This is a genomic window from Flavobacterium hibisci (assembly GCF_020026925.1).
Taxonomy (GTDB): domain Bacteria; phylum Bacteroidota; class Bacteroidia; order Flavobacteriales; family Flavobacteriaceae; genus Flavobacterium; species Flavobacterium hibisci.
Genome location: NZ_JAIQDW010000003.1, coordinates 75999 through 99012, shown reverse-complemented (window position 1 = coordinate 99012; position 23014 = coordinate 75999). Strand labels below are relative to the sequence as shown.

The 23014-nt window shown below is 32.8% G+C and carries 27 protein-coding genes; 11 read left to right on the top strand and 16 right to left on the bottom strand.

Annotated features, from left to right (window positions below; all coding sequences use genetic code 11):
- Window positions 1-88: 88 nt before the first annotated feature.
- The 7 genes from K8B81_RS04450 to ruvC all read right to left on the bottom strand — a co-directional run bounded on the left by K8B81_RS04450 (window position 89) and on the right by ruvC (window position 4811).
- On the bottom strand, window positions 89-457 hold the full coding sequence (locus K8B81_RS04450; RefSeq protein ID WP_223679243.1) for an MmcQ/YjbR family DNA-binding protein: 369 nt from the start codon (window positions 455-457) through the stop codon (window positions 89-91).
- A gap of 6 nt (window positions 458-463) precedes the next feature.
- On the bottom strand, window positions 464-814 hold the full coding sequence (locus K8B81_RS04445) for a DUF4260 domain-containing protein (protein ID WP_223679241.1): 351 nt from the start codon (window positions 812-814) through the stop codon (window positions 464-466).
- A complete protein-coding gene (locus K8B81_RS04440) occupies window positions 814-1218 on the bottom strand; it encodes a GNAT family N-acetyltransferase (protein WP_223679239.1) in 405 nt (134 codons plus the stop codon). The genes K8B81_RS04445 and K8B81_RS04440 overlap by 1 nt, the downstream gene beginning before the upstream one ends.
- 78 nt (window positions 1219-1296) lie before the next feature.
- Window positions 1297-2076: a cyclase family protein gene (locus K8B81_RS04435; protein WP_223679237.1), complete on the bottom strand. Its 780-nt coding sequence runs from the start codon at window positions 2074-2076 to the stop codon at window positions 1297-1299.
- Window positions 2077-2164: 88 nt separating this feature from the next.
- Window positions 2165-3301 (bottom strand): radical SAM family heme chaperone HemW, encoded by a 1137-nt coding sequence (gene hemW / locus K8B81_RS04430; RefSeq protein WP_223679235.1) that lies wholly within the window; start codon window positions 3299-3301, stop codon window positions 2165-2167.
- A gap of 63 nt (window positions 3302-3364) precedes the next feature.
- The gene (locus K8B81_RS04425) at window positions 3365-3880 is read right to left on the bottom strand and encodes a DUF6252 family protein (protein WP_223679227.1); all 516 of its coding nucleotides are present in this window, start codon (window positions 3878-3880) and stop codon (window positions 3365-3367) included.
- A 376-nt stretch (window positions 3881-4256) separates the two neighbouring features.
- A complete protein-coding gene (gene ruvC, locus K8B81_RS04420) occupies window positions 4257-4811 on the bottom strand; it encodes a crossover junction endodeoxyribonuclease RuvC (protein ID WP_031454255.1) in 555 nt (184 codons plus the stop codon).
- Between the two features lie 120 nt (window positions 4812-4931).
- Between ruvC and K8B81_RS04415 the strand changes: the two genes are divergently transcribed.
- A complete protein-coding gene (locus K8B81_RS04415; RefSeq protein WP_223679225.1) occupies window positions 4932-5876 on the top strand; it encodes a flippase-like domain-containing protein in 945 nt (314 codons plus the stop codon).
- Window positions 5873-6976 carry a glycosyltransferase family 2 protein gene (locus K8B81_RS04410; protein ID WP_223679223.1) on the top strand — a complete coding sequence of 368 codons (1104 nt, stop codon included), beginning with the start codon at window positions 5873-5875 and terminating at the stop codon, window positions 6974-6976. Before K8B81_RS04415 ends, K8B81_RS04410 begins: the two co-directional genes overlap by 4 nt.
- Window positions 6977-7071: 95 nt before the next feature.
- Here K8B81_RS04410 and K8B81_RS04405 read toward each other — a convergent pair whose 3' ends face one another.
- Window positions 7072-7578: a hypothetical protein gene (locus tag K8B81_RS04405; protein WP_223679221.1), complete on the bottom strand. Its 507-nt coding sequence runs from the start codon at window positions 7576-7578 to the stop codon at window positions 7072-7074.
- Window positions 7579-7748: 170 nt separating this feature from the next.
- Between K8B81_RS04405 and K8B81_RS04400 the strand changes: the two genes are divergently transcribed.
- Both K8B81_RS04400 and K8B81_RS04395 read left to right on the top strand, forming a co-directional pair.
- Window positions 7749-8249, top strand: coding sequence for a DUF456 domain-containing protein (locus tag K8B81_RS04400; RefSeq protein ID WP_223679219.1), 501 nt, complete (start codon window positions 7749-7751; stop codon window positions 8247-8249).
- Window positions 8250-8527: 278 nt separating this feature from the next.
- Window positions 8528-9115, top strand: coding sequence for a DUF937 domain-containing protein (locus K8B81_RS04395; RefSeq protein WP_223679217.1), 588 nt, complete (start codon window positions 8528-8530; stop codon window positions 9113-9115).
- Between the two features lie 18 nt (window positions 9116-9133).
- On the opposite strand, the gene K8B81_RS04390 is transcribed toward K8B81_RS04395, so the two are convergent.
- The 6 genes from K8B81_RS04390 to xrtF form a co-directional block, all read right to left on the bottom strand.
- Window positions 9134-9814, bottom strand: a complete 681-nt coding sequence (locus K8B81_RS04390) for a DedA family protein (protein ID WP_223679215.1) — start codon at window positions 9812-9814, stop codon at window positions 9134-9136.
- A 130-nt stretch (window positions 9815-9944) separates the two neighbouring features.
- The gene (locus K8B81_RS04385) at window positions 9945-10286 is read right to left on the bottom strand and encodes a heavy-metal-associated domain-containing protein (protein WP_223679213.1); all 342 of its coding nucleotides are present in this window, start codon (window positions 10284-10286) and stop codon (window positions 9945-9947) included.
- A 71-nt stretch (window positions 10287-10357) separates the two neighbouring features.
- Window positions 10358-12364: a TonB-dependent receptor plug domain-containing protein gene (locus K8B81_RS04380; protein WP_223679211.1), complete on the bottom strand. Its 2007-nt coding sequence runs from the start codon at window positions 12362-12364 to the stop codon at window positions 10358-10360.
- Between the two features lie 110 nt (window positions 12365-12474).
- Window positions 12475-12864 (bottom strand): HYC_CC_PP family protein, encoded by a 390-nt coding sequence (locus K8B81_RS04375; protein WP_223679210.1) that lies wholly within the window; start codon window positions 12862-12864, stop codon window positions 12475-12477.
- Window positions 12865-12910: 46 nt separating this feature from the next.
- Complete coding sequence (locus tag K8B81_RS04370) at window positions 12911-13357, bottom strand: exosortase F system-associated membrane protein (RefSeq protein ID WP_223679208.1); 447 nt, start codon at window positions 13355-13357, stop codon at window positions 12911-12913.
- Window positions 13347-13883, bottom strand: a complete 537-nt coding sequence (xrtF, locus tag K8B81_RS04365) for an exosortase family protein XrtF (protein WP_223679206.1) — start codon at window positions 13881-13883, stop codon at window positions 13347-13349. Before xrtF ends, K8B81_RS04370 begins: the two co-directional genes overlap by 11 nt.
- 71 nt (window positions 13884-13954) lie before the next feature.
- On the opposite strand from xrtF, the gene K8B81_RS04360 reads away from it, so the two are divergent.
- The 5 genes from K8B81_RS04360 to K8B81_RS04340 all read left to right on the top strand — a co-directional run bounded on the left by K8B81_RS04360 (window position 13955) and on the right by K8B81_RS04340 (window position 18879).
- On the top strand, window positions 13955-14410 hold the full coding sequence (locus tag K8B81_RS04360) for a GAF domain-containing protein (RefSeq protein ID WP_223679204.1): 456 nt from the start codon (window positions 13955-13957) through the stop codon (window positions 14408-14410).
- Window positions 14411-14443: 33 nt separating this feature from the next.
- Entirely contained in the window at window positions 14444-15145 is a 702-nt protein-coding gene (locus K8B81_RS04355) for a toxin-antitoxin system YwqK family antitoxin (RefSeq protein WP_223679202.1), read from the top strand.
- 78 nt (window positions 15146-15223) lie between these two features.
- Complete coding sequence (locus K8B81_RS04350; protein ID WP_223679193.1) at window positions 15224-16195, top strand: energy transducer TonB; 972 nt, start codon at window positions 15224-15226, stop codon at window positions 16193-16195.
- Between the two features lie 104 nt (window positions 16196-16299).
- A complete protein-coding gene (gene rpsO, locus K8B81_RS04345) occupies window positions 16300-16566 on the top strand; it encodes a 30S ribosomal protein S15 (protein WP_008466503.1) in 267 nt (88 codons plus the stop codon).
- A gap of 177 nt (window positions 16567-16743) precedes the next feature.
- Complete coding sequence (locus tag K8B81_RS04340) at window positions 16744-18879, top strand: polyribonucleotide nucleotidyltransferase (protein WP_223679186.1); 2136 nt, start codon at window positions 16744-16746, stop codon at window positions 18877-18879.
- Window positions 18880-18966: 87 nt separating this feature from the next.
- Here the strand turns inward: K8B81_RS04340 and K8B81_RS04335 are convergent, their stop codons facing one another.
- A complete protein-coding gene (locus K8B81_RS04335) occupies window positions 18967-19794 on the bottom strand; it encodes an LA_2272 family surface repeat-containing protein (RefSeq protein ID WP_223679179.1) in 828 nt (275 codons plus the stop codon).
- A 33-nt stretch (window positions 19795-19827) separates the two neighbouring features.
- On the bottom strand, window positions 19828-20907 hold the full coding sequence (locus K8B81_RS04330; RefSeq protein ID WP_223679177.1) for a fatty acid desaturase family protein: 1080 nt from the start codon (window positions 20905-20907) through the stop codon (window positions 19828-19830).
- Between the two features lie 105 nt (window positions 20908-21012).
- On the opposite strand from K8B81_RS04330, the gene K8B81_RS04325 reads away from it, so the two are divergent.
- Window positions 21013-21975, top strand: a complete 963-nt coding sequence (locus tag K8B81_RS04325; RefSeq protein WP_223679175.1) for a hypothetical protein — start codon at window positions 21013-21015, stop codon at window positions 21973-21975.
- Between the two features lie 83 nt (window positions 21976-22058).
- Complete coding sequence (locus K8B81_RS04320; RefSeq protein WP_007804760.1) at window positions 22059-22922, top strand: sigma-70 family RNA polymerase sigma factor; 864 nt, start codon at window positions 22059-22061, stop codon at window positions 22920-22922.
- Window positions 22923-23014 lie beyond the last annotated feature (92 nt).

The window sequence follows — 23014 nt, the reverse complement described above, 5'->3', positions numbered from 1 at the left end:
TTGCAAATTAATTGAGTGTTATGTTTTTGACATTCCTTACAAATGTAATGCCTAATTTTCTAATTGCTCCGCCTGTTCGGTAAAAATTTTACCTCGGGTCAATAATTTCATTCTGAATTTTCTTTGTCAAACTTTTGAAAACCAATTCATATGAATGATCTATGAGTTCTTTGACAAAAGCAGCCGGTAAATTTCCGTTTAACGAAACTGTATTCCAATGTACTTTACTCATATGAAATCCCGGTTTTATTTCATCATATTCTACCCTTAATTCCTGAGCACGCTCCGGATCACATTTTAAATTGACTGAAGCTTCATTCTTTTCCCATTGTGATAAAGATGACAAAGCAAACATTTTTCCGCCTACTTTGAATACTAAAGTATCTTCATCAAAAGGAAAATGTTCGCTGACACCTTTTTTCGAAAGGCAATATTCGTAAAATGTTTCTAAATTCATAATTGTTTATTTACCAATTTCACCCAAATGAGTGTATTTAAAACCTTTTTCATATTTAAGGCCATAACCAAAAATACGATCCATTGCAGAATGCGACATCAAAATAACTCCTGCTAATTGCAGAACTTCAATTTTAAAATACGATCCGAAAATATAAAATAAAATAGCAATTCCTTTATGATGAAACACATTATAAAAAAACGCGCCGGTTTTATTTCCAAATAAATATCCCAGCATCGATAAATCGGGGGCTAAAATCAAAACCAAAAACCACCACCATTCAAAACTTAAAAGACTGAATAAATAGATTCCGAAAATAAATAAAGCAGTTTCTTCGAGTTTAACAATTGTATTCATCATAGTATTTTTTCCATCATTTTTTCAGGATGACTCAGTTTAGTAAATCCAAATTTTTCATATAAAAAATGTGCGTCTGTTGTTGCCAGGCGCCAGATTTTAATATCTCTCAGCAATGGTTCATTCATCATATGCTGAATTAAAATGGAAGAGTATCCTTTTCCACGATGTTGTTCCGCAATAAAAACATCCATTACATAGCCAAAAACAACATAATCAGTAATTACTCTTGCAAAACCAACTTGTTTATCATTCAAATAAATTCCAAAACAAACCGACGCATCAATTGTAGTCTGTACTTCTTCAATAGTCCGTCCGGCAGCCCAATAAATGTCCTTCAGGAAATTTTGAATGAACAAAATATCAAGTTTGCTTTTATCAGTAGAAACGGTAATCTGATTCATAAGTTTGGAATATTAAAGCTGTTTCGAATATAACCATTTTCTTTTTTTCTCTCTTTTATTTAACCTAAACAAAGTGATTTACAATTGTAAATTTTCAACAGGATATAAAACAGGTTTACTCGGACTGGCATCGTTTTCAAAAGAAGCAATTTGCAGATTTAGCAGATAATTTCCGTCGTGAATTTCGTTTGGCACAAAAATCATTTCAGTAATTGTCGCTTCAAAACGTGCATCGATGTTTAAATTATGTGTGTCCTTAACATTCCAAAAAGCTTTGTGTGCCAATAATTTGCCTTCATCATGCTCACGATCAACGCTTGGCAAGTCAATTAAAAGATGCTGAATTTCGCTTTCGCGGATAAAAACTGCTGCTTCTTCAGACAAATAGGGTGGATTTGTATTCGAATACTTTCTTGATTTTTTATCTTTTTGATTAGGAAGCGTTCTGATGATTATTGCTTCGGTTTCTGGAAAATCTGAGACATTCAGAGCTTCATAAACCTGCTTTTTTGTAATCACAAAATCTTCCTCCATTTTTTCAGGTTCGATGGTAATCAGTCTGGCAAAAAAGAAAAACTTTTTTAAAGATTGGTTGATACTGTAAAAATCATTTGTAATATGCCCTAAACATTCCGTATGCGTACCATGCCCATGCGGATTGAAGAAAATATTATTGAAATTAGTCGATGATTTTCCTTCCGAAACTTTGCCGATCCAGTCGCCAAAAACTACCGGTTCTATAACTGGCTTTTCGATATACCAGGCAATTGGGTTTTCATCAGTATTGGTTAATGGAATAGAGATATCAATGGGTTTTGAAAGGTTAATTTGATATTTATTTTCAATAATTGCAATCATTTCGGACACGGATTTTACGGATATTCTAACGCGGATTAATACAGATTTATCAGCGTTGCCTGCATCCGTTTTATCAGCGTTCTATTTTTTATTCTTTCAAATTTAGATAAAATAAATCTGAAGCAATTCCATCTGTTAAAAATTTTCCTTTTAGAGTGGGTTTCAGTATGTAATTTTCTATTGAAAGTAAATCATCATCTAAGAACTTTTGAGATTGTTTTTGAAGATAATTTAGATATTCAAATCCAAACTCATTTTCAATTTTTTCCAAAGAAACGCCCCAAATCGTTCGTAATCCTGTCATAATATATTCATTATAACGATCAGATGTAGTCAGAATTTCAGTTTCTATGGGAAGTTTATTTTCCTGAATTGATTTTAGATAAAGTGAATTATTAGCAATATTCCAGCCTCTTTTTTTTCCGTCATAGCTATGTGCTGAAGGTCCGATTCCGATATATTTTTTACCCAACCAGTAAGCTGAATTGTTTTTGGAGAAATAATTTTCTTTTCCAAAATTGGATAATTCGTAATGAATGAAACCGTTGTTTTGAAGCATTTCAACCAAAATATTAAAATGATTGGAAGCAGCTTCATCCTGAAGTTCGGCAATTTTTCCGGTTTGAATTAGCTTGCTCAAAGTTGTTTTTGGCTCAACTGTCAAAGCGTAACTCGAAATATGCGGAATACCAAAATCCAGAGCGGTCTGAATATTTTGTTTCCACATTTCGTCAGTCATTCCCGGAATTCCGTAAATCAAATCAAGCGAAATATTGTCGAAGTACTTAATAGCTTCTTCCAGACATTTTTTGGCTTCCGGCGAATTATGAGCACGGTTCATCATCTTTAAATCATCTTCATAAAATGACTGAATTCCGATGCTGAGACGATTTATCGGACTTTTAGATAATTCTAAAATCCGTTCTAAAGACAAATCATCAGGATTTGCTTCAAGTGTGATTTCAGGATTTTCGACAACTTTATAATTTTTATAAACTTCAGAAATTAAAAAGTTGATTTCGCCATTCGATAAAACCGAAGGTGTTCCTCCGCCAAAATAAATCGTTTCTACTATATCATTTTCAAATTCATTTTTACGCATCATAATTTCTTTTGCCAAAGCCAAAACCATATCTTCCTTCTTCTTCATTGAAGTTGAAAAATGAAAGTCGCAGTAATGACAAGCCTGCTTGCAAAATGGTATGTGAATGTAGATTCCAGACATAATAAAAAAAGAGCAAGTTAAATCTTGCTCTTCAATAATCAATACTTAATTAAGTTTTTTTCACTAAAGCCCTTCTTTAAAAGTACCATTTGAAATTATTATTTTCGCTTTAGTTACCGGATTTGTTGCTGTCAGGCTAAATGTTCCAGCTGCATAAGAATCATTAATAGTGGTAAAGGTTATGGTTCCTGAAACATCATAATCTATAAATTCATGTGTTGATAAATCATACTTTTGAAAAGTAATTCTATTCGCAAAATTATTGTTAGTGAAAGTGAAGGTTCCTGTTTTTGCTCCATACTTAGGAAAAGCGATACCAATTATATACTCCCCGTCATTTTCTGCGTAAAGTATTTTTGTTTCCTGATTTTCAACAGTACTGCTCATCGATAAACCATGCCAGTCTTTTCCATCTATCTTTGCAAAAGTTCCATACCCTTCCAGAGATTCTGAAGGATCATCTTCATACGAAACCTTAAATGATCCCATTACATTAACATAATCTGATTCGTGATCATATGGGTCATCATATACCTTACCAGAAAATTTTACCTGGACTGTTTTGTTTGTAGTATTCAAATTTTCTAAAGTGAATGTAAAAGTATTTGATGTAAAATGTTCTGAAGCTTCCAGAAAAGGGATATTACTTGTAATATCAGTTCCGTAGGTAAAAGCTTCATATAAATTTCCATAAATATTGAATTTAAAATCGATTCCAACTCCTCCATCTGCAGACTGTCCGGTAACTTCTATTAAATCGCCTAGTTTAATGGCTTCCCAGGTTTTTACATTTTGTACCTTACCATCTTAAGTAAATTTAAAATAAGTATCTCCTGATTGGTTATCTCCGCTATCATCAGAAGAGCATGAAGAAATAAGCGCTGCAAATAAAAGAAATGCAATAAATTTAAGTTTTGTCATTAGTTAAAGATTATGTTAATTTCGGCAAATATAACTATTTTCTTATCTTATCCTCATTCTGTTTTACAAAAGCATCCCAGCCAGAATAACTTTTTCCAGCAACCACTTTCCCGGAATTAAAGTGATGACAAACAGCTGCCGCCAAACCATCAGTCGAATCCAAATTTTTGGGTAATTCTTTTAAACCTAAAAGCTGCTGCAACATCTTGGCGACCTGCTCTTTACTGGCGTTTCCGTTTCCGGTAATCGCCATTTTTATTTTTTTAGGTTCGTACTCGGTAATCGGAATATCTCTTGAAAGTCCGGCTGCCATGGCAACGCCTTGTGCACGGCCTAATTTCAGCATCGACTGGACGTTTTTACCAAAAAATGGTGCTTCAATTGCAATTTCATCCGGATGATGTGTTTCGATTAATTCGATCGTTCTTTCAAAGATAATTTTTAATTTTTGGTAATGATTATCGTATTTGGAAAGCTGCAATTCATTCAATTGCAGAAATTCCATTTTTTTATTGGTTACTTTAATCAGTCCAAAACCCATAATTGTGGTTCCAGGGTCAATACCTAATATGATGCGTTCTTTTGTCAAGAGAAGTTTTGTTTCAAGTTTATTTGTTTCAAGTTTCAAGTTACCTGAATCTCGAATAAATCATTTTCTAATTTACTAATTGCCACATTATCTCATTCTCAAATTGACTACTTTTGCGGCATGATTTCAATTCCTCACAAAGCTAAGCAATTCCTTGTTCTTCTGGCCAAACTTTTGATTGTTGGCGGCGCATTTTATTTTATTTACGACCAGCTGGCAAACAATGATAAACTCGACTGGCAGAAATTCATTGTTTTGTTCCGAAAAAATCAGTCGGTTTTAGGAGTTGGATTTATCTTGCTGTTGAGCGTGCTGAATCGCTTTTTTGAAATTTTAAAATGGCAGAATTTAGCCCGAGTCATATATCCCATATCTTTAGGAGAAGCAACAAAACAGGTTTTAGCAGCCTTAACCGCCGGGATTTTCACTCCAAACGGAGTTGGGGAATATGCCGGAAAAGCTTTGTACTATCCGAAAACGGAAGCTAAAAAAGTGGTGTTCCTGAACTTAATCTGTAACGGAATCCAAATGATTCTGACTATTATTTTTGGCATTTTCGGTCTGTTATATTTCAATGCACTGTACGATGTCATTACCACAAAATCCGTATTGATTTTATTTGGCGGATTTGTATTGATTCTGATTCTGTTATTTTCAATAAAAAAGATAAAAGTAAAAGGATATTCAATTGAAAAACTGATTCATAAAATCAATGAAATCCCTAAACCAGTTCATCAGAAAAATATATTTTTAGGCATTTGCCGTTATTTGGTTTTCTCGCACCAATATTACTTTTTGTTTCTCGCTTTTGAAGTTCATTTACCCTATTTAACTTTAATGGCCGCTATTACTTCTGTCTATTTTTTGGCTTCTTCATTACCAACGTTTCAGTTTTTGGATTTTGCGGTAAAAGGCAGTGTTGCGATTTATTTCTTCGGAATTTTAGGCGTAAACGAATGGATTGTGGTTTTCATCAGCACTTTAATGTGGTTTTTAAATGTAGTTCTTCCGGTAGTTTTAGGAAGTTATTATGTTTTGAATTTTAAAACAAAAACTGCTGCATGAGCCTGATATTGTTCGTCATATTAAAAATTTATGTTATAACAATCGGCTTGCTGATTTATGGTTTTTTTAAAGTCAAAAGATATCAAAAATCAGATTTAGAGCCCAAAACAAGTTTTACGATTATAGTTCCGTTTCGCAATGAAGGAGAAAATTTGCCAATACTGCTGGAGAGCTTTTCGAAATTAAATTATCCAACTGATTTATTTGAAGTGATTTTGGTTGATGATAATTCAACAGAGAAATTTCAAGTTTTAAATTCCAAATTCCAAATTTCGGTAATTGACAACATTCGGGTTTCAAATTCTCCTAAAAAAGACGCGATTACCAGTGCAATGCAACATGTAAAAACCGAATGGGTTATTACCACCGATGCCGATTGTATTGTTCCTGAAAACTGGCTTTTATCATTCGACAATTATATTCAGGAAAATAAAATCTCGATGCTCGCAGGAGCAGTTAGGTGTGATTGCAAAAATTCATTTTTAGATCATTTCCAGCAACTGGATTTAACAAGCCTGCAAGGGGCTACCATTGGAAGTTTTGGACTTAACTATGCTTTTATGTGCAATGGAGCCAATTTCGCTTACAAAAAATCATTGTTTGAAAAGTTAAACGGATTTGAGGGAAACAATAAAATAGCCAGCGGAGATGATGTTTTTTTATTGCAGAAAGCGATTGAAAGATTTCCAAAAGAAGTTCATTATTTAAAAGATGAAGAAACTATCGTAACCACCAAACCCACTGAAACCTGGAAAACTTTATTTTATCAAAGAGTGCGCTGGGCGGCAAAAACAAGTTCGTATCAAAGTTCGTTTGGAAAGTTATTGGGATTGATTGTTTTCTTTGGAAATTTGAGTTTCGTTATTGGATTTTTATTTCTCCTTTTCGGAATCTGGTCATATCCGATTTTTGTTTTGTTTGCTTTTCTTAAATTTGTTATAGATTTTGTTTTGCTTTATGTCACCAGTCTTTATTTGACTAAAGGCCGTCTAAAAAGCTGGCTTTTGAGTAGTCTGTTTTATCCTTTTTTTAGTTCGGCTGTAGCCTTATACAGTTTGTTTGGTTCTTATGAATGGAAAAACCGTCGGTTTAAAGTATAATTTTCTTTTGAATCTTACTGCCTAGCCCTGATGGGAGTGACATCCTTTTTATTTTTTCTTTAAAAATAAAAAGATATAACGGACAGCAGGAACAGCTACTTTAAATCCTTATCATTTAGTTTATTTTTCTTTTCCTTAAGAATAACAGGCAAAATAAATTGTGATTTAACGGGAATTCCACGTTTAATGGCTGGATTCACTTTTGGGAAATCTATCAATCGTGCACGTAGAATACTATCGATTTTTATCGTGTCATAAGTCACCGAATCCTTAGGAAACTGTGGCTCAAATTCCAGGGTCGCATTAGGAAAGACAGTCACTTTAACTTCTATGGTATCTAATTCGGGATACAAAATGGAGAGTGTATCTATATCCAGTTTTTCCTGAATAAGCTGCGACATGATTTCGAAAAAACATTGCTGTCGCTGACTTTTATCGTTGATTTTCTCGCAGTCTGGCACAGAGGGATATTCATCAACTACTTTCCAGTTGATTGATTTTAATTCTTTTTGAAGCAATTCTTTTTCAGAAGGGATCTGCTTCTCAAAATATTGACAAGAATTTAAAGATATGAAAACAAAAAAAAGAAAAAAACGTTTCAAGATTTTGATGTTGATTTGACTAATATTGTAAAAATACGATTATTTTTTGGTAAACTTTGTATTGCAAATATTCTTCAAAGAGAAATTATGAACTATTTTTTCATTACTTTATAAATGATGATTCAATAGATGGCATAAATTTACAATTAAAATTTACAACGGTTTTTAGTATGGATTTAGTATTAGTTTTACTTGGTTTTATCTGCATGATTATAGGAATCATGGGAAGTTTTTTGCCCGTTTTACCCGGGCTGTCAAGTTGTTGGGTTGGTTTGTTATTACTGTATTTAACCAAAGCCGTTGAAAATAATTACTGGGTTTTAGGAATTACTTTTATCATCATGATTATTATCACGATTTTAGATTATGTGATTCCAGCTAAGGGAACTAAACGTTTTGGCGGCAGTTCATACGGCATTTGGGGCACTAATATTGGTCTTATAGTTGGCATCCTTGCCCCAATTCCTTTTGGAATAATTATAGGTCCATTTGCAGGGGCATTTATAGGTGAAATGTTATACGATTCTAAAGATCACAGAAGAGCATTTAAGGCTGCAACAGGTTCACTAATTGGTTTTTTAGCCTCCGGTTTTATCAATTTTTTAATTTGCGTTATTTATTTTGGATTATTTCTTACTATAGTTTGGAAAAACAGAGTTTTATTGTTTTAATTACTCAATAAACAGTTAAGTATTTTCTTATTTTTAACATCGTTCAAATAAAAATTATTTTTTTTATTTTAAATAATTGCTACTTAGTATTAATACAAAGTATGATATTCGTTGATAATACCATAATTTGTTAATTAAATTGCAGAAAAGTCAAAATAATATATTTAACTTATTTTTTGGATATGTTAATTTATTTTATATTTTTATCACTATAATCGACAAAATACCACATTTAATCGGTTTATTGACAGCAATTATTAACTAATCCCGTAACAATTATGACCCCAAATCTACAAATTGAACTACGCCGTTTTATCTCGTCTAATGTCATCTCAAAACTAAACAAATTCTATTTCGAAAATGATGCCTTACTAATTAAGGCTATCGATGTTTCGCTGGGAACTGTTTTAATGGGATGCTATAACAATTTTGATGAAAAAGCTTTAGCCGAAATGACTGATCTTGTACCAGACTCAACATTTTACAAAGAAGTTGATTTTACTTCTTCAAGAATTTTGTCTGTGGATGAAAATTATAAATCAGAAGGAAATCGCTTTTTAGAAAAAATTTTCACCAGCAAAAAAGCCAGAATTACTGAAATGATTTCGAATGAAGTCGGCATCAAAAGTGAAACAGCACGTGAAGTTTTAAACTTTTCTACATTGCTTATCCTTTCTTATTTAAAGTATAATGCTGAAGTAGCTTCAAGTTTAAAATTACTTCTGGATGAACAAAAAAGAGACATCTTGAACAGCATACCTCCGGGAATTAAAATTATTTTAGGCTTCTCTTGTTATGAAACTGTCGAAGAAAAAAATAATTCGCGTTTTGCAAGATCAATTTTTAATCTTTTTGGAAACATCTAATTTTAAATAGATTAAAAATTAGATTTTCTCAATTGGTCTTTTCTTTAAAAGTTTCAACAAAACAGGGAATGTAGAGATAACCACAATGATTATAATGATATATTCTATATGATGTTTCAGATCTATTCCTTGTTTTAAAAATACTCCGTATAAGTAATGACCTGCAAAAATCAGAATAAAAGACCATAGAAAAGAGCTCAAAACATTATAGAACATAAATTTCTTTTTATCCATAGAAACTATACCTGCGATAATTGGGGCAAATGTCCTGAAAATTGGTAGAAATCTTGCATAAATAATAGCCTTACCTCCATACTTTTCGAAGAAATCCTTCGATTGTAAGAGGTATTTCTTTTTAAACCAAAAAGTATCTTCTTTTTTGAATAAATAGTATCCGCTTTTAGCACCAAACCAATATCCGGTCATGTTTCCAAAAACCCCCATTATGGCTACCATGAGTGCTAATAAAAAGACGTTTAAAAAATCGTTAGAAATATAAACCATATTCTCTATCAATTCGCGACTGTAGATCCCTGCTAAAAACAACAAGCTGTCTCCTGGTAGAAAAAAGCCTGCAAAAAGTCCTGTTTCAGCAAAAACGATAAATAAAACAATAAATAAACCGATCTGAAAACCTCCAATGCTTAATGTAATGTAAAATTCAGGGTTTATTAATTGAGTCCAGTCGAAATTATTCATATCAGGTTTGGTTACATTTATTAGTTGGTGAAAGTAACAATAATTTAATTTAACCACAATAAAATACGGTATTTTAAAGATAAATTAACTATTAAAAAAGCCCGGGCTTTTTTAACTCCGGGCTTCCTAATTATTCTCTTTCATACTTACAGCAAGAATGCAGATTATCATAATCTGCCTGAGTTGCTTTTACTTCTTTGGTATCATGACCAACCTTTGCAACAGCTTTATTCAAATCAGCTGTTGATGATTTTTCTTCGTTTAAAATTACCGCAAGCTGGTGTGAACTAATGTCCCAATTAGCAGTTTTTACACCCGGAACACTAAAAGCTGCTTTTTCGATGCGCTTTTTACATTGTTCGCAATTGCCATTTACCTCTGTAGTGTATTTTAAATTCTTATTTTTTTTAGTTTGAGCCTGAGCCGAAAATCCTAAAAAAGTTATCAATGCTATTAAAATTATCTTGTTCATCTTTTATTATTTATTGTTATTGAATTTGTTTTTGAAATTGTCATTGCCATTGCTTTTTTGACATTGTTTCCTTATTTTATTTTAAATCGTAATCCTGCATAATACATTTGCCCAAAAATTGGCGCATAGGCTATAGAAGCATCAAAGTTCGAACCAAATGGATCTTCTGCACCTAAAATTGCTTTTTGCTGCTTGTAATTCCCAATATTCTCCCCTCCTGCATATACTTCAAAGACTGGAGAAAAAACCCTGGTAACCTGGACATTCATGACAGCATAAGAAGGTGAAAATTCTGAAAAGCGGTCAGCTTCAGGATTTGATGCCGTATATGGCAATTGTTGTTTTCCAGACCAGTTAAAGGTATAATCAAATTTCCATTGTTTGTCATCATTTAATTGCGTTTCATATTCAAGATTTCCTAAAAAACGATGTTTGGCCTGCAATGGCCTCTGAAAAGTACCTCTCAAATAATCGGTTTGAATATCATAGTATTTGTAGGCTGTTCTTAAATTCAGGTTATGGATTAACTCATAATTGAATTCTACCTGCAAACTGTTTGCGAATGAGTTTCCTCTTAAATTATAAAACAAAACCTCCTGTTGGCTTTGCATCAAATCGACAACGGCCTGATTTTGGAAATCTGTTCTGTAAATATCAAAACCTGCTTCGGCATTTTTATTGAAAAGTTTGAATTTCTGAGAAAAACTCACACCATAATTCCATGCAATTTCAGGATTTAAACCATAAATTTTTCCACTATTATCTAAGATTGAAAAAGTTCTTGAACTTGCAAAAAGCTGTTGATTTTCTGCAAAAATATTGGCAGATCGTTTTCCTCTTCCTGCAGAAAAACGAATTACACCGTCTTTCCATGGATTGTATCGCATATGCAGACGAGGTGTTACGAAAAACCCTAAACGGTTATGATTATCAACCCTTCCGCCCAAAATCAAACTGAAATTATCATTATTATCATAGGTGTATTCAAAAAAAGCACCAACTGAATTATCAATTCTGCTATAATCAGTTGCATTTACAAATTCCTGATATTGATCATAGGCAAAATTCAAACCGGCTGTAAACTTATTCATTGTGTTGCTTATTATGGAATTGAAAATCAAATTCGAATAAAAACTATTCTGTTTAATATCGTATTGATTTAAACCCAAATATGAATCTTGTTTATGACTGTTAAAAGCGTTTTGAAAACCAATGCTCTGATAGGGCATATCTTTAAACACGTAACCAATTTTTGTCGATACATCAAAACGTTCTGTATTGATTTCTGAACCCCAGTGATTCGTTGTTCCACGATCAGTATCTTTATCAAAATCTACTTGACCTGTTTGTTTTTTATCATTCATATACCTGAAATTGATAAAACTCACCAAGCCGCTTTCCGGATTATAATATTGATAACGGTTCAAAATATTGATTTGTTTGCCTAGCGGATTATCTAAAAATCCGTCATCGTTCATGTCGTTTTTTACTACACGTGTATTTCCGTGCAGAAATAAACTTGTTGCCCATTTGTCAGATAATTTTTTATTGAAATGGGTGTTCAATTCAAAACGGGCATCAGTAGAGCCATAAGCATTCAGAAAAAAAGGAATATCGCTTAAAGGTTTTAAAAGTTCTGTATTGATTTGTCCCGAAATACTTTCGTATCCGTTAATTACACTTCCGGCACCTTTCGTAATCTGAACACTTTCAATCCAGGTTCCGGGTGTAAAAGACAATCCATAAGCCTGTGAAGCGCCACGAACTGAAGGGATATTTTCTTCAGTAATCATTAAATACGGGCTCGTTAAACCCAGCATTTTTATTTGTTTGGTTCCCGTTAAGGCATCAGAAAAATTCACATCGATTGATGGGTTCGTTTCAAAACTTTCTGCCAGATTGCAGCAGGCTGCTTTAAGCAATTCCTTGCTCGTAATGACGGTCGTATTAGCAGTAACCGTATAGGATTTTTTAAGTGATTTTTGCTTTTTGGTAACTTTTACTTCCTCTAAATCTTCCTGTGAAAACACAGAAACGGAAAGCAAAATCATCATAAAAAGCATGATATTTTTTTGCATAAAAAAGATTTTAATGTTAATTAGAAACTGTTTTTAATTTCCTGAATAAAGAAGGAAAAAACAAAACAGTGTAGTACAAACCAAATATGGCTTGATTCTAAACATTAAAATCAGGCGTAAAAAATATATTGATGATAGAGTTGATATAAAGGAGGAGCATTCGCATCAGCATAATACGAAATGACTTCTTTACTTTTAAAATTTGGAACTGATAAAAAACCAAGCGTTTTAAACTCCTGAATTACTGCCGGAAAAGCAATCTGAAAAAAGAAAACTTTAAAAGTAGCATCATCTGATTTTTTTTCAAATTTAACCACCTTGTCTTTACAGCAGGAAGATTTTTTTTCTTTGTCCCCACAGCACTTTTTTTCAGGAGAAATTTTACTTAAGGAAACCGAAGCGATTTTTCCTCCGCAATAATGCACATCAAAAGCAAACCCAATGTTGGATACCAACAATAGGAACGCTAAAAATACTCCTGTGCACTTCTTTAAATTCATAGTGCAAAACTATTTAAAAAGTCCGGATAAAAAGCTAAATAAAATGTTATTTTTTAAGATTTTGCTGCTGATAATAAAAAGCAGGAACAAACAACAGTACGAAAATTGGCTGAATGATAAATCTTCTTACATAAAAAAGCAGCCAGTTTGCATTGGGAAAAAATTCGAGAATGATAAAAAAGGCAGTCAAAAGAAGTATTAAAAAAAACACATATAAAAATGCACTAAACTTGAAGATTTCTTTATCCCTGAACAAGGTATAAATAAGCACTAATGACAAAATAGTATTCAAAGCATAACGAAACAAAAGTCCTGCAAAAAGTTTTAAATTGTCAAACTGAGGAAATGGCAATCCTTTAAAATCAGACTCAAAATAAACCAGAAAAGGATCGTAAAACAATTTATTTTCGAAAGCCCTGACAATCCCCAAACACAAAACGACCAGAATAGTAATTATAATCCTGAATTTATTTTCGGAAAGTTTATTTAGCATATTTTGAAAATTTATTTACCCAGAAAACCCATAAAACGAAAACAAATCCATAAATAATTAACGGAAAAAGAACGCCGTGCAAAAGATGTACTTTTTCAGGATAACGAAATAACAAAACAGCTAATAACGCAATTCTGATCACATTTAAAATATAAATAAAAAGAGTTCCTGATAAGATAAACAATACAGTTGTTTTAAGCTTTCCTGAAAAAGCAAGCACAAACGAAACAAATAAAATAATCACACTTACTGCGTTACACCCTTCTACAATTCGAATAACATAATGCTTATTGTACCAAACTTCTAAATAAGCTCCCGATAAACTTTTCTGAATCAATACATCACAATTAAAAGCATCCATTAACCAATATACATTAGAGCCAACAACAGCAGTAATTCCGTCAATATTATTTGACTCAAAACTGTTCAGATAACTTTTATAAATTATGGTAAGTAAAATATAAGCAGCAAAAAAAGTCCCTATGAAAATAAGGAATGGTTTAAATTGTACTAAATATTTTTTCAAAAGATTTTTTTTTCAAATTTATATATTTTTTGAGTTCAGCTTTAAATACTTTTGTATAAAATTTTCACATCATGACATTTCAGGAATTACAACCAAAAATTTCAGCTATTGTGGCTGAGACAAATACAACCAGAGACGAGAAATTACTTGCAGTCTGTCAGTTATTAAATAAAAGTATAGACTATTATAATTGGGTTGGTTTTTATTTTGCCAATCATGATAACAAAACGTTACATTTAGGACCTTATGTAGGTGCCGAAACAGATCATACTGTAATTCCATTCGGAAAAGGTATTTGTGGACAGGTCGCTGAAAGTAATGCCAATTTTGTTGTTCCGGATGTTAAGGCTCAGGATAATTATATCGCCTGCAGTTTCACTGTAAAATCAGAAATTGTTGTACCTATATTTGTAAATGGAGTAAATATTGGACAAATTGACATTGACAGTCACGTAATTGACCCATTTACAGAAGCTGACGAACGATTTTTAGAATTTGTAAATCAGGAAGTTGCCAAATTATTTTAGAAGCCCTATTTTTATTACAAAAAATAGATCTAAATGAAAAAGAGCCTTTTCATATTATTCTTTCTTTTAATTTCAGCTACTCTATCTGCACAAATTAATATAGTCTCGAAAAAAATTTTTCTTGACTCGTTATATCGTGAAACTACACCCGAAAACCATATCTACACACGTGTCATTACAAACTATTCCCAAAAAAGCGTACGCTATGTGGTCACTGATTTCTATAAAAACGGAAGAAAAAAAATGACAGGCGCAACTTTAGACAGAGATGTCCTGAAAAAAGACGGAGAATTTATCTATTATTACAAAAATGGCGCAAAGGAATCTGTTATAAATTATACTGACAATCATAAATCCGGAAAAGAAATCACCTGGTACGAAAATCAAAGCAAAAAGTGCGAGAAGCAGAATTCCTGGGATCCTAAAACAAAAACAGCTCAAACTTTAATCCTTAATTTTTGGAATGTAAATAAAGAACAAACCGTAGCAGATGGAAATGGCGAGTACGAAAATACAGATAATTTTATAACAGAAAAAGGAACTATTAAAAATGGCCTGAAACAGGGAGTTTGGTATGGAACTGATTCTTTACATAAAATAACATTTACTGAAAATTATGATAAAGGAATTTTAATTTCGGGATTAAGTGTAGATGAAAACAATGTCAAACTCTCTTATTCCACTTTGGCTGAAAAGCAATTTGGTAAAAAAACAACTCCACAATCAATCAAATAATTCCCTCAATTATCTATTAAACAAGTTGTTAAATTGTATTAAAAATAATACATTCGCTTTATAAATAACCCAAAATTTATGAAATCGATTTTGTTTTCTTTGTTATTTCTTGTTATTCCAAAAATAGTTTTTTCGCAAGCTTCACAAAACAATGAACTAATCCTTTCTCCCGACGATAGTTTTATTTATTTAGACTCAACCAGCTCAGAAACCAAATCAAAAGATTACATGTATGTCAGAGTCGTGAAAGATGCTAAATTAAAAAAAGAAAATTATATTGTTCAGGAGTATTATCGCTCAGGATCTTTACGAATGCAAGGAATTTCAACAACTTATACCGGAACCCCGAAAGAGGGCGAAGTAACCTATTATTATAAGAATGGCACAAAAAAATCAGTTACAAATTATATTAAAGGGCGAACTAATGGCAGAAGTACTGAATGGTACGAAGATGGAAACAAAAAACTTGAAGGAGAATATATTGAAGATAACAAAAAAAACACAACACATTTTAAAATAAATGAATTTTGGGATAAAAATGGTGTCCAAAAAGTAACAAATGGAAACGGATATTTCGAAGATACAGACGAAAATCAATCTTCAAAAGGATCTGTAAAAAACGGATTTAAAAATGGGAATTGGGAAGGTTCGTCCGCAAGCCCGAGACTTACTTATAAAGAAACATATAATGAAGGAAAATTAATTTCTGGCGAAAGCTGGGACAAATACAATGTGTCGTACAAGTACACCGAAACTGAAATCAGACCGACACCAAAAGGCGGTATGTCAAGTTTTTATCAGTATATTGGAAAAAACTATAAACTACCCAATATGCCTCAGGGGACTAAAGGAAAAATCTATGTTACATTCGTAGTTGACAAAGAGGGAAAAGTAACAGAGCCGAGAATTATTAAAGATATCGGTTATGGCACCGGAGAGGAAGCTTTACGAATTTTAACTAATTATGATGGTTTCAACCCGGGAGAACAAAGAGGACAAAAAATGAAATGCTTATACTCATTGCCCATTACTATTCAATCTGCAAATTAAAATAATTCATAATTTATAATTCATAATTCATAATTATTATTTATTTTTGCACCCGTCTTACAAAAGATGTACGACATACATAAAAATCATTAAATAATATTGGAATGTATTTAACTAAAGAAAAGAAAGAAGAGATTTTCGCACAACATGGTGGTGCAACAAACACTGGAAGCGCTGAAGGTCAGATTGCATTGTTCACTTACAGAATTTCACACTTAACTGAACACTTGAAAAAAAATCGTCACGATTATAACACTGAGCGTTCTCTTGTACTATTAGTAGGTAAAAGAAGAGCTTTGTTGGATTACTTGAAAAAGAAAGATATCAACAGATATCGTGAGATTATCAAAGTATTGAATATCAGAAAATAATCAATATAGAAAAGAGGTGCGAGAGTGCCTCTTTTTGTTTTTACAATACGCAAGTCTGACAGGATTTGTTACAAGAAAAAAAGTTTGGTTTTTCATTGGGTTTTAGATAACAATAACTACACACACAACAACTACAACACAACTAAAACCCATTGTATAATCAAAAGGAAAAAATTTATGATTCCACAATTATTTGTAGAAAAAATCGATTTGGGTGATGGCAGAAGCATCACAATCGAGACAGGACGTTTGGCAAAACAAGCTGACGGTTCTGTAGTAGTAAGAATGGGAGATACGATGATACTTGCAACAGCAGTTTCGGCTCGTACCTCAAACCCAGGCGTTGACTTTTTACCGTTAACGGTAGATTATCGCGAAAAATTTGCGGCAGCTGGTCGTTTCCCAGGAGGTTTCTTTAAGAGAGAAGCTCGTCCAAGCGACAGTGAAGTATTAACAATGAGATTAGTTGACCGTGTATTGCGTCCGCTTTTCCCAGACGATTACCATGCTGAAACTCAGGTTATGATTCAATTAATGTCTCATGACGAAGAAGTTATGCCAGACGCTTTAGCTGGTTTAGCAGCTTCTGCAGCATTAGCAGTTTCAGATATCCCATTTTACAACTTAATTTCAGAAGTACGTGTTGCGCGTATTGATGGAAAATTAGTGATCAACCCAAGCAGAGAAGAATTAGAAAAATCAGACATCGATATGATGATTGGAGCCTCTATGGATTCTGTAGCAATGGTTGAAGGTGAGATGAAAGAAATCTCAGAAGCCGAAATGATCGAAGCAATTAAATTTGCTCACGAAGCTATTAAAGTTCAAATCGAAGCACAATATCGTTTACAAGCTGCTTTTGGTAAAAAAGAAATTCGTACTTACGAAGGTGAGAAAGAAAACGAAGAAATTTACAAAAAAGTAAAAGCTGCAGCATACGACAAAATTTATGCTATTGCAAAAGTTGGATCTGCTAAACACGAAAGAAGTGCTGCATTTGCAGAAGTTAAAGAAGAAGTAAAAGCTTTATTTACCGAAGAGGAATTGGCTGCTGACGGAGATTTAGTTTCTAAATATTTCTACAAAACAAACAAAGAGGCTGTTCGTAACGTAGTTTTAGAATTAGGTGTACGTCTTGACGGTAGAAAAACTACAGACATCAGACCAATCTGGTGTGAAGTTGATTACTTACCAAGAGTTCACGGATCATCTTTATTTACACGTGGAGAAACTCAAGCTTTGGCTACTGTAACTTTAGGAACTTCAAGAGAAGCGAACCAAATCGATTCTCCTTCTGAACAAGGTGAAGAGAAATTCTACTTACACTATAACTTCCCTCCTTTCTCTACTGGTGAAGCAAAACCACTAAGAGGAACTTCAAGAAGAGAAGTGGGTCACGGTAACTTAGCTCAAAGAGCATTAAAAAATATGATTCCTGCAGATTGTCCTTATACAATTCGTGTTGTTTCTGAAGTTTTAGAATCTAATGGTTCTTCTTCTATGGCAACGGTTTGTGCCGGAACAATGGCATTATTGGATGCCGGAGTTCAAATGACAAAACCAGTTTCCGGAATTGCTATGGGATTAATTACTGACGGTGAGAAATTTGCTGTATTGTCTGATATCTTAGGAGACGAAGATCACTTAGGAGATATGGACTTTAAAGTAACCGGAACTGCTGACGGTATTACTGCATGTCAAATGGACATCAAAATTGATGGTTTACGTTATGACATTATGGAACAAGCATTATCTCAGGCACGTGACGGGCGTTTGCATATTTTAGGAAAATTAACTGAAACTATTGCTGCACCAAGAGCTGACGTAAAAGCACACGCACCAAAAATCATTACCAGAACTATCCCTGGAAACTTTATTGGAGCATTGATTGGACCTGGTGGAAAAGTAATTCAGGAATTACAAAAAGCTACTGGAACAACTATCGTTATTAACGAAGTTGACGAGCAAGGTGTTATCGAAATATTGGGTACTGATCCTGCTGGAATTGAAACAGTATTAGCAAAAATTGCTTCTATTACTTTCAAACCACAAATGGGAGAAGCTTACGAAGTTAAAGTAATTAAAATGCTTGATTTTGGAGCTGTTGTAGAATATACTGCTGCCCCAGGAAACGAAGTATTGCTTCACGTATCTGAGTTAGCTTGGGAACGTACAGAAAACGTTGCTGACGTAGTTAAAATGGGAGATGTTTTCCAAGTGAAATACTTAGGAGTTGACCCAAAAACTAAAAAAGAAAAAGTGTCTAAAAAAGCACTTGTTCCAAGACCTCCACGTGAGGAGAAAAAAGAGTAATCAGATCTTAGTTTACTAAAGGTTTATTCATAGAAAACCCCCAATTCATTTATTGAGTCGGGGGTTTTTCGATTAATTCGTTTTATTTTATTTTTTAAACTGCCAGTTAAGAAAAGGAAGTTTCCGTTTTCCATTTGTATTCCAAAGTCCAAATTGCATTCCTCGCAATTCTTTAGAATTATTAAACAATCCAATCTGAAGACCGTTATGTCTCCTTGAAACATTCGAAATTCCAATTTGAATACCATTTCCGAAATCAGATAAATTAGCTAAACCTGAAATACTCAATCCGTTGAAATTTTTAGTATTTAATATTCCTCCAACAGAAAAACCATTCATTTTATTCATCCCTGAAAATATTGAAACATTGATTCCTCTGACTTCTGCACCTCCCATAAAACCACCCGAACTCACATTTAAGCCATTTATCTTTATATACGTTTCTATTTTATCATCAAAAAAAGCTACATTACTGATAACGTTATCGTTGATCCCGACAAACAAAGACTCAAACGGAACATTAATTGAAAAAGATATAAGAGCTAATGATATAGGACTGGCTTCAATATTTAACCCATTAATTACCTGGAGTGTAATATTTTGATTTTCAAAATGACCAGCACCCAGAGCAAAACCGTTTACTTTATTAACTCTTTTAGAAATTGGCGACAAACTGAAAATTTTAATACTGTCATTTCTTAAATTATTATCAGATTTCCATCTAAAATAATTCAGCTTTATTTCTTTTCCATCTAATACTACTGAAGAATCTCCATCACTATTGTTTCCCTGTCTATAATCTGTCACTTTTGAAAAATTATGCTGTCCAAAACTCAATATACTGAACATTATTATAATTAAAGTATATTGACATCTTTTTAGTTTTAAAACTCGTTTTTTATTTAATGTTTTCATGTTTTTTATTTTAATTACACATTAAAACCTTTTTTAATTATAAAATTCAGGCTTACCCATTTTGTGTAAATGCTTAAAATGCGAAAACACCATTTCAAATAAGGTCTTATGATGATAAGGCTGTTTGTATTCTTTTGTCGTTTCTTCGATTATCTTATTTATTTCGCTGTAGTTGGTGTGACAGATATTAGGAAAGAGATGATGTGCCGCATGACAATTCGATCCTCCGCTTAAAAATCTTGCCCAGCCTTTATCTGCATTCCAATCACAACTGGTGTATAATTGATGAACCGCCCACGTATGTTCCAAAAACTCTCCTTCTGGCTGTGGATAATCTGCACCATCAAAAAAATGTGTCCCCACCAGCATTATTATAAATACCATAGACGTAAAAGCACTCGCTGTAAGATACGTCAGGCCAATAAAAGTCCACGAAAAGTCTGCATATAACAATGGTATTACTAATACTAAAGAAAAATAGAACACTTTATATAATAAAAATCTAAAGTATAATTCAGCTTTTGAAACTCCTCTTTTCATCCAGTCATATTCATCTGAAAACAAGTAGACCCAGTCACTCATAAAAACAGAATGCAGTAAAGTAAACATATAAACAAAAGGCGCATAATAAGCCTGATATTTATGCTTTGGTTTCCAGGGATGCGTTGGGCTCAGCCTCAAAAACGGATTTTTATCTATATCAATATCGCTTCCTTCTACATTGGCATACAAATGATGCGATCGAATATGTCGGAGTCCCCATAATAAAGGATCAATTCCGACTGTCAGAAAACTAAAAAAATGTAAAACAGCATTTGCCTTTTTATTTCGGAAAGCAGTGTTATGAGAGGCATCATGTCCAAAACTAAATCCGATTAAAAGTCCCGATAACTGAAAAACAACATATAATAACCAAAAAACATCTTTGCTACTATTTAAAAAAAGCAATGAATAAGACGAATAACAGATTAGAGTCCAGAATAAACCTTTAAACCAAAATCTGGTGTCGCCATATGAAACAGTTTTATGTTGAAGTTTTTTATTGACCCTTTCCTTTAAAGCAGAAAAAAACAGCTTTTCATCAGCCGATTTATTGAAATATTTAGCTTTCATAATTATTCATATTTAAAAATTACATGGCAAACCTATTGCAATTATCGCATCTAAATTTGTGTAAACTAATAATATTATTTTTTATATTTGTGATTATCACAAACTATGAATCATCAGGAATCTTTTTTAAAAACCATTAGAAGCAAAGTTTCTAAGTCTGTGTCACTAATAGACGAAATAGCCGCTATCCTGGAAATCAGTTACGATGCATCACACCGAAGAATCTCTCAAAAGAGTAAATTCTCTATCGACGAAACTATTAAACTGGCTAATCATTATACCATTTCTTTAGACAATTTATTTGCAAAAAAAGAGAAGGTCATTGTTGAGAAGACCATTGAAATTACAACAATGAAAGACATGCTGAAATATTTCAAATCCTCTGCTGAGCGTATAGAAATATTAACTAAAAACCCAGAAACGACTCTCTTTTATTCTGCAAAGGATATTCCTTTATTTTATTTTATGGAGGGAACGATTCTTTCTAAGTTCAAAGCTTTTGTCTGGCTGAATCTTTTAAACACCAATCAGAAGAAAGTTGCTTTTGAGAATTTTGTAGTTGATGAATCTTTTTCGGAATATATGCAAACGCTAAAAAAAACATATGAAAATACAATAGTAAATGAAGTCTGGAACGATACTACAATAAATAGCAGCTTACAACAAATATTGTACTTTTACGAATCCGGTCTGCTTAATCTCAAAAGTGCAAATGCTTTATGCAAAGATTTAAAAAGGATTATAAATTTAATTCAGGAAAAATGTAATGCTTCTAACAGTAATTTTTCCCTTTATTACAATGAACTCATATTGCTGAATAATAATATGCTCATAGAGAATCCTGAAAAACTGACCATGTTTGTACCTTATACTCTATTAGGTTATTTTATTACTGATAATGAGGAAAGCTGCAAGAATGTGCTTCAGTTTTTCAAACAACAAATCATTAATTCGAAACCGTTAGGGCAATCCGGTATTAAAGAGCAAAACTTATTTTTTAACCGGGCAATCCGAAAAATAGATTATTATCTGGAAAGAATAAATTCTCAGGTGGATTTATTATTTTAAAAAATATTTTTATTTATTGTAACTTTTTTGATACTCCTTACGTATAATCATTTGTACACTTTAAAAAATAGGGAGACAACAACATGAGACAACTTAAAATCACCAAGCAGGTAACCAATCGTGAAACTGCATCGTTAGACAAATATCTACAAGAAATTGGAAAAGTTGACCTAATTACCGCTGATGAAGAGGTAGAATTAGCACAAAGAATAAAGGCCGGTGATCAAAGAGCATTAGAAAAACTAACAAAAGCCAATCTACGTTTCGTAGTATCTGTGGCCAAACAATATCAAAATCAAGGATTAACACTTCCTGATTTAATTAATGAAGGAAACTTAGGTCTTATTAAAGCCGCTCAACGTTTTGATGAAACTCGTGGTTTCAAATTTATCTCTTATGCAGTTTGGTGGATTCGTCAATCGATTCTTCAAGCTTTAGCTGAACAATCTCGTATTGTACGTTTGCCATTAAATAAAATTGGTTCTATCAATAAAATCAACAAAATGTATGCGTTATTAGAGCAATCTAACGAGCGTCCGCCTTCTGCTGAAGAAATTGCAAAAGAACTTGATATGACTGTAAACGATGTAAAAGAGTCTATGAAAAACTCTGGACGTCACCTATCAATGGATGCCCCTCTTGTTGAAGGAGAAGATTCTAACCTTTATGACGTATTACGTTCAGGAGAATCTCCAAATCCGGATAGAGAATTAATTCACGAATCTTTACGTACTGAAATCGAGCGTTCCTTAGAAACATTAACTCCAAGAGAAGCTGATGTTGTTCGTTTGTATTTTGGACTTGGTGATCAGCACCCGATGACTTTGGAAGAAATCGGAGAAACTTTTGACTTAACCCGTGAGCGTGTGCGTCAGATTAAAGAGAAAGCAATTCGTAGATTGAAACACACTTCGAGAAGTAAAATCCTTAAAACCTATTTAGGTTAAACAATATTTGTTTCAGGTTTAAAGTTTCAGGTTACTTTTTGTAACTTGACACATGAAATATGAAACCTTTGTAACGCAAACAACAGTTTGAT

Coding starts and splice junctions, on each gene's coding strand:
- K8B81_RS04320 (WP_007804760.1), top strand. CDS start 22,059: ATGAGACAACTTAAAATCACCAAGCAGGTAACCAATCGTGAAACTGCA.
- rpsO (WP_008466503.1), top strand. CDS start 16,300: ATGTATTTAACTAAAGAAAAGAAAGAAGAGATTTTCGCACAACATGGT.
- K8B81_RS04385 (WP_223679213.1), bottom strand. CDS start 10,286: ATGAACAAGATAATTTTAATAGCATTGATAACTTTTTTAGGATTTTCG.
- K8B81_RS04445 (WP_223679241.1), bottom strand. CDS start 814: ATGAATACAATTGTTAAACTCGAAGAAACTGCTTTATTTATTTTCGGA.
- K8B81_RS04410 (WP_223679223.1), top strand. CDS start 5,873: ATGAGCCTGATATTGTTCGTCATATTAAAAATTTATGTTATAACAATC.
- K8B81_RS04400 (WP_223679219.1), top strand. CDS start 7,749: ATGGATTTAGTATTAGTTTTACTTGGTTTTATCTGCATGATTATAGGA.
- K8B81_RS04395 (WP_223679217.1), top strand. CDS start 8,528: ATGACCCCAAATCTACAAATTGAACTACGCCGTTTTATCTCGTCTAAT.
- K8B81_RS04355 (WP_223679202.1), top strand. CDS start 14,444: ATGAAAAAGAGCCTTTTCATATTATTCTTTCTTTTAATTTCAGCTACT.
- K8B81_RS04370 (WP_223679208.1), bottom strand. CDS start 13,357: ATGCTAAATAAACTTTCCGAAAATAAATTCAGGATTATAATTACTATT.
- hemW (WP_223679235.1), bottom strand. CDS start 3,301: ATGTCTGGAATCTACATTCACATACCATTTTGCAAGCAGGCTTGTCAT.
- K8B81_RS04435 (WP_223679237.1), bottom strand. CDS start 2,076: ATGATTGCAATTATTGAAAATAAATATCAAATTAACCTTTCAAAACCC.
- K8B81_RS04350 (WP_223679193.1), top strand. CDS start 15,224: ATGAAATCGATTTTGTTTTCTTTGTTATTTCTTGTTATTCCAAAAATA.
- K8B81_RS04450 (WP_223679243.1), bottom strand. CDS start 457: ATGAATTTAGAAACATTTTACGAATATTGCCTTTCGAAAAAAGGTGTC.
- K8B81_RS04340 (WP_223679186.1), top strand. CDS start 16,744: ATGATTCCACAATTATTTGTAGAAAAAATCGATTTGGGTGATGGCAGA.
- K8B81_RS04380 (WP_223679211.1), bottom strand. CDS start 12,364: ATGCAAAAAAATATCATGCTTTTTATGATGATTTTGCTTTCCGTTTCT.
- K8B81_RS04330 (WP_223679177.1), bottom strand. CDS start 20,907: ATGAAAGCTAAATATTTCAATAAATCGGCTGATGAAAAGCTGTTTTTT.
- K8B81_RS04375 (WP_223679210.1), bottom strand. CDS start 12,864: ATGAATTTAAAGAAGTGCACAGGAGTATTTTTAGCGTTCCTATTGTTG.
- K8B81_RS04325 (WP_223679175.1), top strand. CDS start 21,013: ATGAATCATCAGGAATCTTTTTTAAAAACCATTAGAAGCAAAGTTTCT.
- K8B81_RS04415 (WP_223679225.1), top strand. CDS start 4,932: ATGATTTCAATTCCTCACAAAGCTAAGCAATTCCTTGTTCTTCTGGCC.
- K8B81_RS04335 (WP_223679179.1), bottom strand. CDS start 19,794: ATGAAAACATTAAATAAAAAACGAGTTTTAAAACTAAAAAGATGTCAA.
- K8B81_RS04390 (WP_223679215.1), bottom strand. CDS start 9,814: ATGAATAATTTCGACTGGACTCAATTAATAAACCCTGAATTTTACATT.
- K8B81_RS04360 (WP_223679204.1), top strand. CDS start 13,955: ATGACATTTCAGGAATTACAACCAAAAATTTCAGCTATTGTGGCTGAG.
- K8B81_RS04440 (WP_223679239.1), bottom strand. CDS start 1,218: ATGAATCAGATTACCGTTTCTACTGATAAAAGCAAACTTGATATTTTG.